Genomic DNA, 19,002 nt, shown 5'->3' with positions numbered 1-19,002 from the left:
AGATCAAGGAGGTGATAATCAGCGCTAGAGTATTGAGGGTACGGGGGCAAGAAAGTGGAGAAATAGAGTAAGCGGCAAGATCAATGAATCATTTGAATGGAGGAAAATGATTGACGACGACTATTAATCGCTTCGGTACATGGATGCTTGCAGTGGTGATCCTTATCTTTACAGGGCTCATGCTACGCCCGGAAATCGCCCATGGTGCTACCGTGGGGAACATTTCCGATTTCGCTCAGAAGAATGATAATACCTTTGAAATCACATCTGGTTCAGATAAGATTAAAATCATTTTTCAGCGAGAAGACATGGTAAGGATATGGCTTGGCGTGAATGGTCAATTTAAGGAACTGACAGGCAAAAGCACCGAAAAACCAATTGAACCTATTGTTATTAAGGAAGATTTCGGATCGGTACAAGTAAAATGGTCCGATGAAGGCAGCTATTACAAGATGGAGACGAACAAATTTATACTGAGAGCTTACAAAAGCCCTTTGAAATTCGCTATGTACAAAAGTGATAACGAAACCGTGGTATGGGAAGAAGCAGCAGGTTTGAACTACAACGGACAGTCCACATCCCAGCAACTGGTCAGAGGTGAGGACGAATATTATTACGGTGGCGGAATGCAAAATGGATTTTTCAACCATCGTGATCGTAAAATTGCGATTGCCAATAACTATGGAGACTGGGGAAGCGGAACGGTATCCAATCCATCGCCGTTCTACTTGAGTACTGCAGGATATGGTGTTCTTCGAAACACGTTTCAAAGCGGTACATATGATTTCGACACGACTGTTAACTTGACCCATAACGAGAACCGTTTTGATGCTTACTATTTTTATGGTGAGACGATGAAAGACATTTTAAATGCTTACACAGATCTAACAGGTAAACCTTCTTTGATCCCGCGTTGGGGAATGGGTCTTGGGGATGCGGATTGTTATAACAGAGCTCCTGAAAAGACCTCTGACGTTGTTGATCTAATAGCAAAAAAATACCGTGAACATGATATGCCAGGAGCCTGGATTTTACCGAATGACGGATATGGCTGTGGTTATCAGGACCTGAAATACACGGTGGATGAACTCCATAAGGAAGGTTTTTATACCGGATTATGGACCCAAAATGGGGTAGATAAAATTGCACAGGAAGTAGGCGTAGATGGCACTAGACTAGCGAAACTCGATGTAGCCTGGGTTGGACCTGGGTATGACTTTGCTTTAGGCGCAAGCAAGCAGGCATATACAGGGATTGAAGATAATTCGGACAGCCGAGGTTATGTATGGTCCGTTGGTGGTTGGGCGGGCACTCAGCGTTATTCTACAGTATGGTCAGGAGATCAGTCGGGGAACTGGGAATATATTCGTTTCCATATTCCTTCTATGATTGGTGCGGGTTTATCCGGAATTCCTTATTCGACCGGGGATGTCGATGGGATTTTTGGTGGAAGCGCTAAAACATACGTACGGGATCTGCAGTGGAAGATATTCACTCCTATTCTGATAAACATGTCCGGCTGGGCCGCGAAAGATAAGCAGCCATGGGTATGGGGTGAACCTTATACAAGCTACAACCGAGAAGCGCTGAAGCTAAGACAGCGATTGACCCCATATTTGTATACCTATTTAAATGAAGCCTATGAGAGCGGAGCTCCGCAAGTAAGAGGTATGATCTATTCCTATCCGGATGATCCGAACTCCAAGGGAACGTTAACCCAGTATCAATTCATGTCAGGTGAGTCATTCCTCGTAGCACCTGTGTATACCGACACGACTATGAGAAATGGGATTTACCTTCCTAAAGGTAAATGGATTGATTATTGGACGGGAGAGGAACATTACGGTTCGAAAATGTTGGATGAATACGAAGCTCCGTTGAATCGTTTGCCGCTTCTAGTTAAAGCGGGAGCTATCATTCCTATGTATCCGGAATCTTTATATGACGGTGAGATCCCTCCTGATCCAATTACTTATGATATTTATCCTTATAAATCGTCGAGTTTTACGATGTATGAAGATGATGGTACATCGAAGGAGCATCGCAGTGGCAAATTTGCAAAAACATTAATTACTTCCACCGCTCCTGAGCAAGGAACCGGAGATTTGATTATTAAGGTTGGAGCAAGTGTTGGTGATTATAAAGGCAAATTGGAGACACGTAAGAATCAGTTTACGATCCACATGCCAGATCAACCAACTGCCGTAAGTGTAGGAGGATCCTCTTATGCTGAACTGCAGACAAAAGCTGCATGGGATGCGGCTACAAGCGGTTGGTATTATGATGCAGCTGAGAAAGGCGGTATTCTCTACGTAAAAACACCATCTTTACCAACAAATCAGGAATTTGAAGTCAAGGTATCAGGCTTCACGGCTGATACAACTCCGCTTATCGATGCAGTCAAAATCGAATTGCCTAAAGAGGATACCGATCCAAGTCGTATTCCACAGGAAGATATGATTGCAACGGCAACGAATGCTGCATCGGATACGCCTGCAGCAAATGTACTGGATGGCAGCTACGAATCGATATGGAGCACCACGAAGGGTGGAAGCGCAGGACTTCCACAGAGTATTACGTTGGATCTCGGAATTAAGCAGTATATAAATAAGCTTAAATATTTACCGAGACAGTATGGCGGCAAGGACGGCACGATTACAGCTTACAAACTGTATACAAGTATGGATGGAACTAATTATAGCCTGGTAAGCACTGGACAGTGGAATGATGACAAATTGGAGAAGACAGTAAGCTTTGATACGGTTGAAGCTGTTTTTGTGAAGCTGGAAGTAACCGAAGGTGTTGGTGGCCTTGCATCCGCTGCCGAAATCAATTTGTATCGTGATCTTTCACAACCATCACCGACAGCAATACCTAAAAATGAGATGACAGCATCAGCGAAAAGCTTCCAATCTGGCGCTGAAGCCGCTAAAGCGATTGATGGAGACCGGAATTCCGTCTGGCATACGAAATGGGACGGATCCGACAAGCTCCCACAATCCATCATTCTAGATCTTGGCAAGACCCGAAATATTAGTCAGTTCCGGTATGCTCCGCGTTTAGATGCCGGCAACGGAACCATTACTTCATACAACTTATATGTCAGTAAGGACGGTGAAACCTATACGAAGGTTTCCACGGGTACCTGGTTAAGAAACAACCTTAAAAAGTACATTCTTTTCGACAGTGTTTCTGCACGTTATGTCAAGTTAGAAGCTACTGCCGCTTTAGGAGGTTTTGTATCGGCTTCGGAGCTTGATGTCTACGAAGCACCAAAGGTAGCCCCGTCAGTAGAACTAATTTCAGAAGGAAAGCCGGCAACGGCGGATAGCTCTGATCAAGCGCATCCTGCAGGTCACGCTAACGATGGAAACATGGATACCTACTGGGCAGCAGCGGATGCGAACAATGGTCATAGCTGGACGGTTGATCTCGGTGTGATGCACTCGATTCAATCATCCGAGGTTTCTTTTGAACACAGTAACAAGGCATATCAGTACAAAATTGAGGTTCGGGAGACTGCAAACTCCAATTGGATTACGGTAACGAATCGAACCGAAAACCAGGCAACTGGCACGATTCAAGATACATTTGGAAGCCAAGGTAGATACGCCAGAATTACGATCACTGGACTGCCTGATGCGGAGTCAAAGGCTGCTATTCGCGAATTCAAGTTGTTCGGCATTCCGCTGGAAGACGGACAGAAAGTTACGGGCATTAAACTTGACCCTAAGACACTCTCACTCAAGGTGCTGGACGCTCCGGTTCCGTTAACAGCGACAATTGAGCCTGAGAATGCCGGTAATAAGACTGTAAAGTGGGTAAGCAGTGATCCTGGTGTTGCCAGCGTAGACAGTAAGGGAATAGTTACTCCAAAAGGTCCGGGTACAGCAACGATTACCGCGACGACGGAAGAAGGCGGGTTCACGGATACAAGTGAGGTGACAGTTACTGGACAGAGCAACCTAACCGAAATTCCGCAAAGTCAAATGAGCGCTGAAGCTACGAGCTCTGAAGCAGGCGTAAACGATCCTAATCTTGCACTCGACGGAAATCCAGATACACATTGGCATACGAAGTGGTATAACGTTGACCCACTTCCACAGTCGATTATGGTGAATCTGGGTGGAGAGTATACCATCAGTAAGCTTGGGTACTTGCCTCGGCCGGATGAAGGTAATGGCACAATTACGGCTTACAACGTGTACACAAGCACAGATGGTGTGAATTACACTTTGGTGACAAGCGGCAACTGGCTGAGAAATAAACAGCTTAAGGAAGCGAATTTCGTTCCGGTGAAAGCAACTCACATTAAACTTGAAGCTGTAAAAGGTGTTGGTGAATTTGCATCCGCAGCTGAGATTACGGTGTATCAAGTACAGCAGGAAACGGCTCATGTGCAGGCCGTGTTGAGTGCTGATTCGTCTGTTACATCCGGCAAGCCTCTTGTTGTTCGGTATGATGTGAACAACATCTCCGGGAAGGTATTTGCACAGGATATCACCATTCAATACGATGCTGACCGCATGGATTATGTGTCCGCTAAATCGCTGATCCAAGGTGTTGCTATTGTAGAAGAGTCAACCAAAACCCCTGGAATACTTCGTCTAATTATGGCGAGTGAAGGTGCGGAACACGGATTAACAGGAAATCAGCAAATTGCCGAGCTGACATTCCAAACCAAAGAAGTATCTGAGACCGTCACTGTCAATATTAGCGTTTCAGATGTACTCCTAGGTGATGAAGATGGAACCGAGACGTCGGCGGCACCGGATACCATCTCTGTTGAAGTGAAACCAGAACAAACAGGAGGAGTATCAGGTGATCTTAACGGCGACGGAAAAGTCAGCATTGGTGACCTGGGTATTGTTGCTGCACACTATGGCAAAGATTCTTCAAGTCCAGATTGGCAGCAAGCGAAGCGTGCAGATGTGAATGGTGACGGGAAGATCGATCTCATGGATCTAGCCGTTATTGCTCAAAAAATCGTTCAATAATCTTTTTCGTGATGAGGAGGGTACAAAGTGATTCGTGAAGTGCTAACGAAGCGTCTTGTACCCGTCATGATTCTGTGTCTGATTCTGCAATCTTTCTCCATGAATCCTTCTGTTAGCGCCTCTGCTTCTAACAATGACATGAAGCAGAGTGGGCTAACCTTGATCAACAATAAACGAGTGGAGTCAGCCGTAATCTGGTGGAGTAAAGATAGCAGCTCCACTGTGACGCCTTATGCTGCAGCAGAATTGCAGAGTTATCTCAAAAAAATGACGGGTAGTAAAGTACCGATCGTGAAAGGAACGCCTGCTGGTGAGAGCAGCGGACTTGATCACCTATCGAGTGCACTTATTGTTGTCACTGGGGATGACGCTAAGAACTATACGGACAACAATCAAGGCGCGAGCTTCCCTATTGAGTGGTTGAGTTCCGCTAACAACAAGCTTAACGGAGCGAAAGAAGATTCATTTGTGACCGAGACAGCAGGGAATCAAATTGTACTCGCTGGGGAGAATGATCGGGGAACTTTGTATTCCGCTTACGAAATGCTAGAAAGTCTGGGTGTACATTTCTTTGCTCCTAATTTTAAGTATTACAACAATTTTGCAGAGTTAGTACCTCAGAACAGTACGGTTGTGGTTTCAAGTTTAACCGAAGGTATTCATGAGCCTGACTTTAAAGTTCGAAGAAAGTATGTTGAGGAAGGCTGGAGTCATTCATCGGAAAATTTACCTGCACTGATCGATTGGATGGCCAAGAATAAACTGAATACACTAGTGGTTCCCTATGATTATATTGCTGAAGGGAATACACGATGGGATGATTGGCGTCAACAATTGATTCCAGAGCTTAGTAAGCGGGACATCCTTGTTGAGGTGGGAGGACATGGGTTTGAAAGCTTCCTCCGCAAGGATAAATACGGAGCTGCTCATCCGGATTGGTTCATATCTGGGTACAATGTGTTCAATATTGCGAACGAGGAAGCAGTAGATACTTATGTAAGCGAGGTTATTTCTTATTTGAAGGAGCGTCCTGAAATCGGAATTTTTGACGCATGGCCTCCAGATGTCGCTAGCTGGCCTCCTGTCGTAATCGCAAAGTTCGGCAGCTCCGCCAATGCATATGCTTATGTCGTAAATAAACTACACGCGAAAGTACAGCAAGAACTGCCTGGTGTCAGAATTGAGGCGATCGCGTATTCCACACATGATCAGCCTCCAAGCAGTGAGTATATGTATGATGAGTCCATATTGATTGATTTTGCTCCATACTTCCGTAGTTATCGGGATTCCGTATTCGATCCTAATTCTTCAGTCAACAAACCGTCGGTGAATTTGATCAATAAATGGAGCAGCGTATTTAGCGGAGATCTTACCATGTACGAATATTACCGCAGGTATGCTTTCCATTCACTTCCGGTCGTATTTCCAAAATTGATCGGTGAGGAACTTCCGTATTACAAAACTATTGGGATGAACGGCATCGGCACATATTCGGAGCCTGGAGATTGGATTACGTTTGAGATTACGCACCTAATCTTAGCGAAGATGTCCTGGAATTCGGACTCGAATCCGGAAGAGCTGATTAGTAATTATGTTCAAGCGAGATTCGGTAACGCTACCGATGAGATGGCTCAATATTTCAACCTGGTTGAGGAGGCTGGCAGAGCTGTATTTAATCAGCCGACAGGTGATTATAACAACTTAAATGCAGTGACCAAAGCGCGGAATAATTACTTGCAGGCAAAATCGCTGTTGTCTACTGCTCTGGAAAAAGCCCCAAGCGCAAGTTCCATGGCGTTTATGATTGAGCGATTGGGATGGAACATAGACTTTGCCATTGCAGATACTGAAGCGGAGTTTTACAGATTAGGTAATGATACGGCGAAAGTGAGGGAAGCAAAGCTTCAAGCGCAAGCATTGCTATACACCCATCGTTTCGATGGCATCATGCTGCAGAACTCTTACTCTCTTCGCAGATATCTGAGTGGTTTCGGGCAATCGGCTTGGATTTATAAGCTGAATCGCGGAGAACTGAAGCAGGCGCCAATGACTTCGTTTGGAACTTACCAGAATAATGATATTGGTAACATCGTGGATGGGAATGAGGAGACGGTCTACTGGTCGAATGTGAATCCTGTTAGCGGAGATTATGTGGGAGTTGATCTTCAATCGGTTCAAAAGATTAAGCAAATTAACCTGCTTATGTCTACATCGGCAAAACCGAATGATTACATTCGTCAAGGTGTAATTGAGGTGTCCAGTGACTTTAAAGAGTGGAGAACAATTGCTGAATCTACGAATCAAGCGGAGATAAAACTCACGATTGAAGATGGAACAGAGGCCAGATTTATTCGCTTCCGTTCAATCGGCTCACAGACCCAATGGGTCATCGTTCGTGAGTTCACTGTAAGCGCCGAAGCCATTGATGAACCAGGTGAAGATGGCGAACTTCGTACTACGCTTGTGACGGATAAGAGTGAAGTTCTTCCTGGTGAATCGGTGAACGTAGTAATGGGAATTAAAGATATGTCTAATCCTGCTTACGCGCTGGATATCAATCTAGAATACGATCCTAGTGTGTTGGAATTTGTGTCCTCGAAGTCGATTAAAGATGGAATTTCCCTTGTGGAGACGAAAAGCTCCTCCGGAAAAATACGATTAATTGCAGCGAGTGAGGGTGAACAGCACGCACTTTCAACAGGAGCTGATATTGTAGAACTTACTTTTGTCGGCAAAGAAACCGATGTGCCAGTTACCGCTGCCATTAAAGTACAGGAAGCTGTACTTGGTGATTCAGAGGGAGAAGAGGTGCAGGCTGCTTCATCTTCAACAAGTGTTACAGTACAGCCGGATACAACTCCAATTCCGGACAGTGATGTCAATGGAGATGGTAAAGTAAGTATCGGCGACCTCGGTATCGTTGCAGCTCATTATGGCAAGGATTCGACAAGCCCGGATTGGCAGCAAGCGAAGCGTGCAGATGTGAATAAGGACGGCAAGATTGACATTGCTGACCTGGCTCTGATTGCTAAAAAAATTACAGAATAGCATTGCAAACAAGGTAGGGCAGCCTTTCTTGAGGCTGCTCTCCTGCCTTACTTGTTAATTGAAGGGAGAAACGTCTGATGCAAGGACTTTACCGAAGATCGCTGATGCTTCTGGCAGGAGCACTAGTATGTATCATCGTTGTTGTCAGCAGGACAGCACTTGCAGACGCAGCAGAACAGGCAAAACCTAAAATAGGTGTAAACGCTTACCATGTTGATTGTTCCTCAACTGTTGATGGAAGCGGCACATTGATCAGTCCTTTTTCCAGCTTAAGCTCGATTAACAGTATGGAACTGCAACCTGGAGATTCTGTTTTGTTTAAGCGGGGGGCCACTTGTCTTGGTCAATTCGCTCCTAAAGGCTCAGGTTCTGAGACGGAGCCCATCGTGATTGGCGCTTATGGTACGCAAGATGTAAAACCTATTATTAATGCCGATGGCCAGACCAATGCGATTTTATTGAAGAATATGGCCTATGTCCAAGTATCTGATCTAGAACTGCTCACACCCGGCGATAATCGTACGCCGCGCCGCGGTATTTATGTTCTAGGTGTGGATGCTGGAGATTTGCCCGGTGTTGTGTTACGTGATTTGTACATACACGATGTTCGAGGCCAAATGCCTTCAACAACGGGTGGAGGATCGACTTCAAGTGCAGGTAAATTTGGAAACGCATCTGGCGGCATTATTGTGGAAGCACAAGGGTCTATAACACCCACTGCTTATCATGGCATTCAAATCTTGAATAACAGGATCGAGTCTGTAGATCGAGGAGGGATCTATTTCTGGTCCAATTGGTGTAAAAGACCGGATCTTAGCCGTTGGGCTAACGATTGCTCTGCCGCGTGGTACCCTCACAAGGATGTGCTCATTCAGGGTAATCAATTATCTGACATTGGAGGAGACGGAATCGTTGCCAAAATGACAGATGGTGCTCTTATCGAACGTAATGAACTTGAAGGGTTTAATGTACGTGCTAAATCTTATAATGCCGGAATGTGGACAGCGAACTCCGATAATATTACCTTTCAATACAATCGGACGACAGGAGGCATAAGTACACTGGACGGCATGGCCTACGATATCGATCATGCGACGAATCATGTGACCTTCCAGTACAACCTTTCCTATAACAACGAAGGCGGGTTCTTCCTATTCTGTCCAGACTCTGCGAATACGAAAGACTTTATTGTGAGGTACAACATCTCGATCAACGACCGTGCACAAATATTCCTTCATGGCTGTGGCGGCAAAATTGTGAACGGAAAAATTTATAACAACACGATCTACATTGGAGATGGCTTGTCCCCGAATGTCTACTCACAGAACGGTTCACCAATTCAGAATGTGGAGTTCTTCAACAACATTGTCTACAAAGCTGGATCAGGTTCTGTCGGCTGGGGTCTAAATTCAAATGAATTCAAGCTGGATCACAATGTGTTTTACCGTCTTACGTCAGTCCCTTCTTGGGCTACGAATTCGATTACGGCTGATCCGATGCTATTGAACGCTGGAACGATCGAGCCTAGCGGCTATCGCTTGAGAGAAGGTTCACCAGCATTAGGTGCAGGAGTCTTGATAAATGAGAATGGAGGTAAGGACTACTTCAGTAATCCAGTTTCCAGCGCATCCGTTCCAAATATCGGGGCTTACGAGGGGAAGGGCATACCAGCAACACCGGAAGCAGGGTGTACGCCAACGCTGAATACCAGATATGAACAGGCGTCTGCGAATCAAGAAAAGGCAGTCATTATAGCTGAACTGACCAATTCGTGTGCAGGTAAGTTTACAGGCTTAACCTTAACTGCGAGTAGTCAGCCTAATGTGATCATCATCCCTGCTACAAAACCGATAGCCAATCTGGCACCAGGTGAGACGATCACTTCCGAATTCAAATTACAAGATACTTCGGGTGAAGCTGTAAGTGTATATCCAGTCGATATTTCTGTAACTAATGCTCAAGGTAAAGTGCTAGCTAGTTCACTTACGGAGGTAGAGCAGATTGCATCTTCATGGAAAAAGGCAGCGGCAGAGGATTTCGAGAGCATGACCATCGGTCAGTCACCTTCTGGATGGGAAACGAATGGCAATAACCCGCCCATCGTGGTGAACCAGACAGATGACCGTAAAGCGTTACGTTTAACTCAGTCAGGAACGCTTAACAAGAGTGTCTGGACGTTTCCTGAATTGAGCGATTCCGTGAAACTGGTGGCCAAGGTGAAACCTGGACAGCGAAACACACCTCTAGGTGTACACTATTTGGATGCTCAAGATGGGGAAGTTCTGAAGCTCAGTCTGAATTTATCGGGAACAGTGAGTTATACGGGGCAGGGAACCTTTATAGATTCTCCAACTCCATATTCAGCTGATCGTTGGCAGACGCTCGAGGCTATTATTGATCGTAACAGCTCAGAATACATTGTCTTCTTAGACGGTGTCAGAGTGGGCAAGGGGAAACTAGGGCCTAGCATCAAATCGATTGCTAAGTTAAGGCTTCAAGTACCTAGCGGAAATACGACTGGTAGCTTTCTTGTAGATGAGGTGTCTATTGAAGTGCCAGATAATAGCGCGATTAGCCAGGAGTTCAGAACGGTACTTAGCGGACCAGAAAAGGCTCATCCGGGTGAATTGATTTCGGTTAATTACGGTGTTGAGCAGGCAGGACATCCATTCACAGCTCAAGATATTGTGTTCAATTACGACGCTGATGTTCTGGAATACACTAACATTGCTTATGCATCTGGTTTGAGTATGGTTTCTGAGAAAGAACTAAATCCAGGTTCGGTACGGTTTATTGTGGCGAGTAATGGCATAGAGAATGCGGTGATAGGTGATCAATTACTTTTTAACCTTCAATTTATAGTGAAACATGCTGAGGGGAAATCTGCAGCGAATGTAGAGGTCAAAAGTGCGTTATTCGGGGACGCAGATGGCAATGAGTTTACTGCCGAACTAGCTTCGACATCTTTCGAAATTGGCACGGATTCGATCATCTACGATATTAACGGTGATGGCAAAGTGAGTGTTGGCGATCTCGCTATCGTAGCAGCCCATTATGGTAAGGATCTATCCAGCCCGGATTGGGAGCAAGTTAAGCGTGCTGATCTGAATAAAGACGGAGTGATCGATATTACAGATCTTGCTCAATTAGCAAGTCAAATCGTTAATCAATAACGCGTTAGATATTCCTGAACTAAAAATTATAACGATGAGGGTGAGAAGAAGATGAAAAGTATTCGAATGTATCAAAAGGCAGTTATGGTGACCCTTATGGCTATTATTTTAAGCTGGGCATCTATTATGAATCCAGTAGTTAACGCCGATGCATCTGAATTAGAGACTTCAACGACGTTAGTTGGAAGTAAAGATGTTGTTAACCCTGGAGAATCTTTTACCGTGAAATACGGAATCACCAATGTCTTAAGCGAAGTGTATGCACAGGACCTTACGTTAGAATATGATCCGGCTGTCATGGAATACGTTCCTGATTCAATCAGATCTCTTCAAGAAGGCGTAATTATTGTTAATGAGCCAGAAACAAGTGCTCCCGGTAAGCTGCGAGTTTTCATGGCAAGTTTGGGAACTCAATATCCGATTATCGGCGATGCTGAAATCGTTGAACTTAGCTTCAAAGCAGCAAGTGTAACACAAGACACTGATGGGGTTATCGAGTTAACTCAAGCGATTTTAAGTAACGATCAAGGTGAAGAATACGGAATTAATCCGGCAGCCTTAACGATTCAGATAAAAATGAATACGGGATCATCTGAAGACGTAAATGGCGATGGCAAGGTAAGTGTTGGAGACTTGGGGATTATCGCAGCGAAGTATGGCTTAGATTCGAGTAGTCCGGATTGGGATAAGGTGAAACATCTCGATCTTGATGGAAGCGGTGCGATTGATATTGCCGATCTGGCCATGGTAGCGAAGAAAATAGTAGAACAAGAGTAAATATTGGTAGTCAGGAAACTTGATCCATTATTAGGGAGGAATATCATTTTGAAAAAATTTGCGACAATCTTTCTCTCAATTATGATGCTTGCGGCTATGTTGCCATTCACAGCGTTAGCCAATCCTGCAGAACAACAGGAGCAGGTAGATCCAAGACTCGTGCTTAGAGCTGAGAATCAACAAATTCGAAATGCTAATTTTACGAACTTAAATGATAAAGTTGATGCTCTTAAGGTGCTTGACGAAGGAACGATTGTTGTCCGTTTCCGCTATACGGGTTCTTCCATCATGTCCTTATTCTCACTCAGCAATAATACTTTACCGAATGGACATTTTCATTTGTATATCTCACCTTCTGCGATCGGGAGTGAGAATCGATACGAAGAACCTGGGAAGACGGCTTCCAACACGCATGTAAAAGCGGATGTGACATTGAAAGAGAATGAAGTGCACACACTGGCTATGGTTGTTGATAAAGAAGCGGGCTACAAGTACTTCCTCGATGGAAAGCTCGTTAAGCAAGATACAACTTCAGCAAGAAAATTTCTAAGCAATATTTATGCTCCAAACAGTTCGCAGTTAGGTAGAACTGAAAGAAGAGCGGGTTCAAACAACTATCCGTTTAATGGCGAAATTGATTTTGCTGAAGTCTACAGTGAACCGCTTGGCGATCAAGAATTGATAGCGGTTACGGGCGTTACGAATAGAGATCCTATTCAGAATCCATTGCCGGATAATGCGCTGATCACAGATCCGTATTCTGTATTTTATCCGGGGTTGTACGGATCAAATGCATACCGAATACCTGCACTCCTCTACACACAAGATGGCACTCTGATTGCAGGTATTGATAAACGGATCAATCACGGGGGAGATTCACCAGCTAATATTGATATGATGGTTCGACGCAGTCTTGATAACGGAAAGACATGGGAGAATGATGGCATTCTTATCAATGACTATCCTGGAAATGCCTCAAATATCGACCAAGCGCTGCTTCAGGATCAGAGCACAAAACGTATCTTCTCTCTAGTTCTTGGATTTCCTGAGGGCGGAGGATTTCCTACCGCTGAGAGAGGCAGTGGATATAAAAGTGTGAATGGAACGAAATATTTGGTGTTAAAAGATCAAAGCAACCAAGAATTTACCGTCCGTGATAATGGTGAGGTCTATGACAGCTCAGGTGCAAAAACTACGTATACCGTGGACTCATTAAGAAACTTATATAACAACGGAACTAAAGTAAGTAATATTTTTCTGAACAATTCCCCTCTCAAGCCGCTTAAGACTTCTTATTTAGAGCTGTGGCACAGTGATGATGAAGGGCTGACCTGGGAAGGTCCTGTGAATCTTAATGATGCAGTAAAAGAAGATTGGATGGTATTTCTAGGTGCGGGTCCAGGTACGGGTATTCAATTAACGGAGGGGCCGCATGCTGGAAGACTTGTTTTCCCTGTGTACTTTACGAATGAGAACAATAGGCAAGCTAGCGCTGCGATCTATAGCGATGATCATGGAGTAACCTGGCATCGTGGAGAGTCTCCAAACCATGGCCGAATCGTAAACGGTGTGACACTTGATGAGAGAACCTTTAACGGGGCTTCCAATGAAATTACAGAAGCACAAGTGCTAGAGATGCCAGATGGTCAGCTGAAGATGTTCATGCGCAATTATTCAGGTTTCGCTCAAATCGCAACCAGCTTTGACGGTGGTGAAACTTGGGATTCTGAAGTGGTGACGGAGCGTGACTTGATTGCTGCGTATTGCCAAATGACTGCAATCCGTTATAACGGACAGATTGACGGGCATGAAGCTGTCATTTTTGCGAGCCCTGGGAATTCTTCCAGTAGAATTAACGGAACGGTAAAAGTAGGCTTAATTAAGGAAGATGGAACCCATAGCAACGGTAGAACGAAATATAAGTTCGACTGGAAGTACTCCCAGTTGGTAAAGGAGGGGCATTACGCTTACTCCAGTTTAGCCAATCTGAACAATGGAGAAATCGGGTTATTTTATGAAGGAACTGGCAGTGAGGCGATGAGCTTCATTAAGTTCAATACTGAATATCTCAAATGGCAGCGCCAAGGCATACAACCAGATCCTAAATTAGCCTCTATCGTAATTGATTCGCTGCAGCCTGAGGGTTACGCGGCTAAGGATAAAGTACGAGTTAAAGCAACTTTCGATCGATATGTCATGCTTAGTGGTGATAGAAGCTTACAAGGGAAGCTTGGGGATAGTGATGTCCTGTTCCAACTGGTTAGCTCCAATGCTGCGGGTACAGTATTTGTCTTTGAAACCGAGTTCCCAGAGCTAGCTGCTGGTGAGTATTCACTGGTAGCAGGATTCAACTCGAATCTTCAAATTCGAAATGTGTACGGGAAAGCGTTAGATACTCAAGCTAGCAACAACAAGTTGAATGCCGCAATTATATCCAAAACGACGAGTGAACAAGGCCAAGAACCTGCTACTGCTCTGACAGGTCCTAACCAAGTGGCCTCGGGTGAAGATTTCAATGTTCAATTCAATTTGAAGAGGATCAAAGATCCTGTGTATGCACAAGACATTACGATTCAGTTTAATTCAGATATTGTGGAATTTATATCAGGAGCATCCTTAGTTGACGGGGTCCAGCTGGTTGAAACTGTAGCTTCTGAGCAGGGACAGAGCCGCTTTATCCTGGCAAGTGAAGGCGAAGATCATGCGGTTTCTGGAGATATTCAGCTGATGGAGCTGAGCTTTAAAGCGAAACAGCTGCTCGAAGCTAAATCTGGTGAAATTCAAGTATCCAATGTGACGGTAGGTGATGCAAACGGCGTAGAGACGCAGGTTGCGGGCTCTTCCTTGACCATTGAAGTGTCCCCTGAGAACACAGGCGTTTCAGGAGATCTTAACGGCGATGGCAAGATAAGTATCGGAGACCTTGGTATTGCAGCGTCCCACTATGGCAAAGACTCAACAAGTCCAGATTGGAATAAAGCGAAGATTGCGGATTTGAATAAGGATGGAAAAATCGACATCTCTGATCTTGCAGCTATTGCAACTAAATTAGTGGAATAACGAAAGTGGGCGAGGAGATAGGAGCTGTTTTATCGCTCCTCGCCTAATTCATGGCATAATTCTCAAGCCGTGAAATTAAACAATTTGTTGTTAAGGAGGAAAAGTTCATTGAGAAAACGATTATCTTCTCTATTATTGGTCGCATGCATGGTGCTTGGGACAATCCCGATATTTCCTTCCGTTTCCAATGCTGCTTTGAACAGTCAATCGATGCTTGATATTGGATTTGGGGGTTCGTTCTCAACCGAAAAGGGATATACAGCTTCTACAGGTGAGACAATGGACGGAAAGGTGAACCGCCGTACTGGTAATGAACAGCTTGTCTTCGGTGAAGGTGTAGTATTAAACGGTGGCACGAACGGAATAGAGTTCCTTACAACGAACTCCTTTGGATCAACGACAATCGATGAAACTTTTATTGTTGAAACCGTCTTCAAACCTCAAGGATCACAAAATACATTAGGAACTTTAATTGGGGTGATGGGTAATTTGTATGCCCGTTACCAGTCAGGAACGACACTGGAATATGGTTTTGCCGTGAACAACAATGGTACCTGGACGGAGTACAAGGGTACGACATCTGCGCCTGAAGCGGGTAAAGAACATGCTATTGCTCTCGTCTATCAACCTACATCTTCTGGGGCGGAGCTAAGGGCATTCCTAAATGGTAAAGAGTTGACTCCAGCCGTATCCAAGAATGGCCGTGCAGCAATCAGCGGTGGGGGCAGTGAGAAGGGGAAATTCAGCTTTGGTAATGAGGTGCATACAGCAGCACTTAATCGGGGATTCAAAGGCTCCATTTCACAGGCTGTAGTGGCAGGATTTCAAGGAGATTTCAGTCCTTCTTTATTAAAAACGATGAGCCTCTCAACCATCACTAGAACACTGTCGGTGAAGGCTTTAGGGACGCTCAATCAAACGGATTATATTCCTTCAGAAGATGAAGTGATCAAAGGAAAGTTAAATGTCGAAGGAGGTCAAATCACGGGACTTGGACGTTTGAATATGAACGGCGGACAATCCAAAATCGTGTTTACGCCAAATACTCCTTTTACAGGGGAAGGGAAGCTGGCATCTGATTTCGCTGTCGAAATGACGACTGCTCCTTCTTCAATCCAGCCAGGTACTGTGTTGTTCGACGTTGGAGGAGCTGTTGAGGTTCGTCGTTCTGCAGGAGAGTCATTGGAAATTGTTAGTCATGGAGAGACTTTAGGGAACGTGGATGTTCAAGGAAAGTTGACGGGTGACTTCGTTCATTTATCACTTGTTTATAAAGGGAATAGTAATGGAACAGGCTCAGTTAGTCTTTGGAGTGGGCAAGAGCAGCTAGGAAATTCGCTCTCCTTGTCAGAAATTCCAGCTGCAACTAGAGAAACGATCGCTTTTGGAGGTATGTCTGATTCATCCACTGGCGAGAAAAGCTTGAAAGGAGAAGTGTACGGTGTCGCATTTGGCACATTGGAAGGAAACTTCAAACCCGAACTGCTAGGGTTGTTAGGCGGTCCATGTATGCTTCCAACAGGTCTTAATCCTGGCTACCGAATCCCGATTAGCCAGAATGAGTGCCCAGCAGCACTTGCTGCCAAAGCATCTCTAGTACGACCTGAACCTCGGCAGGTGACATGGCAGGAATACGAGCAAACTGCGTTTTTACATTATGGTATTAACACTTACTATGACGTGGAATGGGGGAACTTTAACGAAGATCCGAACAAGTTTCAGCCGACAGAGCTTGATACAGATCAGTGGGCCAAATCGCTGAAGGAAAGCGGTTTTAAGATGGCGATTCTAACGGTCAAACATCATGACGGTTTTCTCCTGTATCCGTCACGTTACACAGATTTTAGTGTGAAATCGAGTTCATGGAAAGACGGAGAAGGCGATGTCCTTCGGGAATTCGTGACATCCATGCGTAAATACGGTATCAAAATTGGCGTGTATCTATCTCCAGCTGATCATAATGCTTATACAGAAGGAATTTTTGGCAATGGAAGTCAGCCTACCTTACGAAATATCCCTACATTGGTTGAAGGGGATGACCGTGCTGGAAACACAGAACTTCCGACATTTAATCTTCCTGCAACAGATTATGGTTCAAGAATGCTCAATCAACTGTATGAGGTATTAACAGAGTATGGTGAGATTGATGAAGTATGGTTTGACGGTGCGCAAGGCAACGTCCCAGGAAATAGGTCTGAGAAATATGACTGGGAAAGCTATTATTCGATTATTCGTGCTCTTGCACCGAACGCTGTAATCGCTGTATCCGGGAATGATGTTCGTTGGGTAGGTAATGAATCCGGCCGCGCAAGGGAGAACGAGTGGAGTGTACTCGGTGCGAAGATAAATGAAGAAGGAAAACAGGTGTATCATCCATCCTACACGTCTCCGGATCTCGGGAGTCGGGCGGCCTTAGCTGATGCTGCTTCGAAAGGGATGGAGTATTTAACCTGGTTCCCAGCTGAGGTGGACGTAAGCATACGTCCAGGTTGGTTCTACCACGCCAACCAACAACCGAAATCTGTGAATGAACTTAGAAATATTTATTATCAGTCTGTCGCCAGAAACTCTGTGCTCCTGCTAAATATCCCTCCGGATAAACGCGGGAAGCTTCCAGATGCCGATGTGGCACGCTTGAAAGAGTGGAATCTGCGAATGAAGCGTGATTTTGCAGTGAATCATGCTACTCGTGCCACTGTTACTTCAGAGAACGGAGCAGTAGGTACAGATCCTGCTAAGGTGATTGATGGAAACAATAAGACATCATGGCAGTCGTCTTCCGTTGAACCGAGCAGTCTTGTGTTTAAGCTAGATCAGGACGTGGAAGTTGATAAGGTGCTTTTGCAAGAAGATATTACTCAAGGTCAACAAGTGGAATCGTTCGCGGTAGATATCCGCCGCGCAAATGGGGATTGGGAGCAAATTGCATCAGGCGGAGTCATTGGATACAAACGAGTCTTACTGCTTCCATCTGCTGTAACAGGTAAAGAATTCAGAATCAGAATTCTGAAATCAAGAGGTCCTGTTCATTTAGCAGAAGTTGGGCTTTATCCAACCGTTTCTCAAATTTCTGATACAGCGGAGCTGGATTCACAAATTGCTGAATCGAAGCGTATTCATGATGATGCCGTGGAAGGAACCAAGACCGGTCAGTATCCAGCTGGGTCCAAACCATTGCTCCTCCAAGCAATTCAAGCCGCTCAATTGGTTTCGGGTGATCCAATGTCCACGCAAGAACAAGTGACCAAGGCTAAAGATTTACTGAAAGCCGCACTTGATAAGTTCAAATCATCCGTCATTGGAGAGCAGACTTTAACGGCAACGATAACTGGGCCAGATAAGGTAAAAGGCGGAGAAGCCTTCGATGCTAAAATCGGGTTAAATCACGTATCGAACAACATATTTGCTCAGGATATGACCATTCAGTTCGATGATCAGATCATGGAGTTCGTATCAGCTGAATCGTTAATAGAGGGAGTTCAGATTGTAGAAACGGTCACGAAGATTGCTGGTCAGGTTCGAATTATTGCAGCGAGCGAAGGCGCAGAACATGCTGTGGCAGCAGATGCGGATATCCTGAATCTCAAATTTCGGACGAAGATAACAGAGGGAGTCTCTTCAGGAAAAATCTCAATATCTGATGTGACACTTGGTGATGAGAATGGAACAGAAACGAAAGCAGAAGTTTCTTCGCTTACAATCGATATCATAACGGACACACCTGTTAACTCGGGGGATCTGAATGGTGATGGCAAGGTGAGTATCGGCGATTTGGCGATTGCAGCTTCTCACTATGGTAAAGATCAGAACAGCCCGGATTGGCAGACGGCTAAACGTGCAGATGTCAACGGTGACGGTAAGATTGATATTTTAGACCTGGCCACTATAGCGTCAAAAATAACGCAATAACAGGAATTAAGTAATATTTCTTCATAAAAAGACAGTTC

Annotated in this window: 6 protein-coding genes; all 6 read left to right on the top strand. The window is 44.8% G+C overall.

Annotated elements, in window-relative coordinates; genetic code table 11:
- Nucleotides 1-110: 110 nt before the first annotated feature.
- A complete protein-coding gene (locus ACFQV5_RS10640) occupies nt 111-4,997 on the top strand; it encodes a discoidin domain-containing protein (protein ID WP_379246478.1) in 4,887 nt (1,628 codons plus the stop codon).
- Between the two features lie 27 nt (nt 4,998-5,024).
- Complete coding sequence (locus tag ACFQV5_RS10635; RefSeq protein ID WP_379246476.1) at nt 5,025-8,045, top strand: DUF4838 domain-containing protein; 3,021 nt, start codon at nt 5,025-5,027, stop codon at nt 8,043-8,045.
- A 77-nt stretch (nt 8,046-8,122) separates the two neighbouring features.
- Complete coding sequence (locus ACFQV5_RS10630) at nt 8,123-11,218, top strand: cohesin domain-containing protein (RefSeq protein WP_379246474.1); 3,096 nt, start codon at nt 8,123-8,125, stop codon at nt 11,216-11,218.
- A 51-nt stretch (nt 11,219-11,269) separates the two neighbouring features.
- Nucleotides 11,270-11,995 (top strand): cohesin domain-containing protein, encoded by a 726-nt coding sequence (locus tag ACFQV5_RS10625; protein WP_379246472.1) that lies wholly within the window; start codon nt 11,270-11,272, stop codon nt 11,993-11,995.
- 48 nt (nt 11,996-12,043) lie between these two features.
- Complete coding sequence (locus ACFQV5_RS10620) at nt 12,044-15,055, top strand: sialidase domain-containing protein (RefSeq protein ID WP_379246470.1); 3,012 nt, start codon at nt 12,044-12,046, stop codon at nt 15,053-15,055.
- A 108-nt stretch (nt 15,056-15,163) separates the two neighbouring features.
- Nucleotides 15,164-18,964, top strand: a complete 3,801-nt coding sequence (locus ACFQV5_RS10615) for an alpha-L-fucosidase (protein WP_379246468.1) — start codon at nt 15,164-15,166, stop codon at nt 18,962-18,964.
- Nucleotides 18,965-19,002: the final 38 nt, after the last annotated feature.

This window comes from Paenibacillus sp. GCM10028914 (assembly GCF_042666275.1).
GTDB lineage: Bacteria > Bacillota > Bacilli > Paenibacillales > Paenibacillaceae > Paenibacillus_AQ.
Note: the sequence above shows the minus strand (reverse complement) of the source record. Positions and strands in the feature narration are given on the sequence as shown.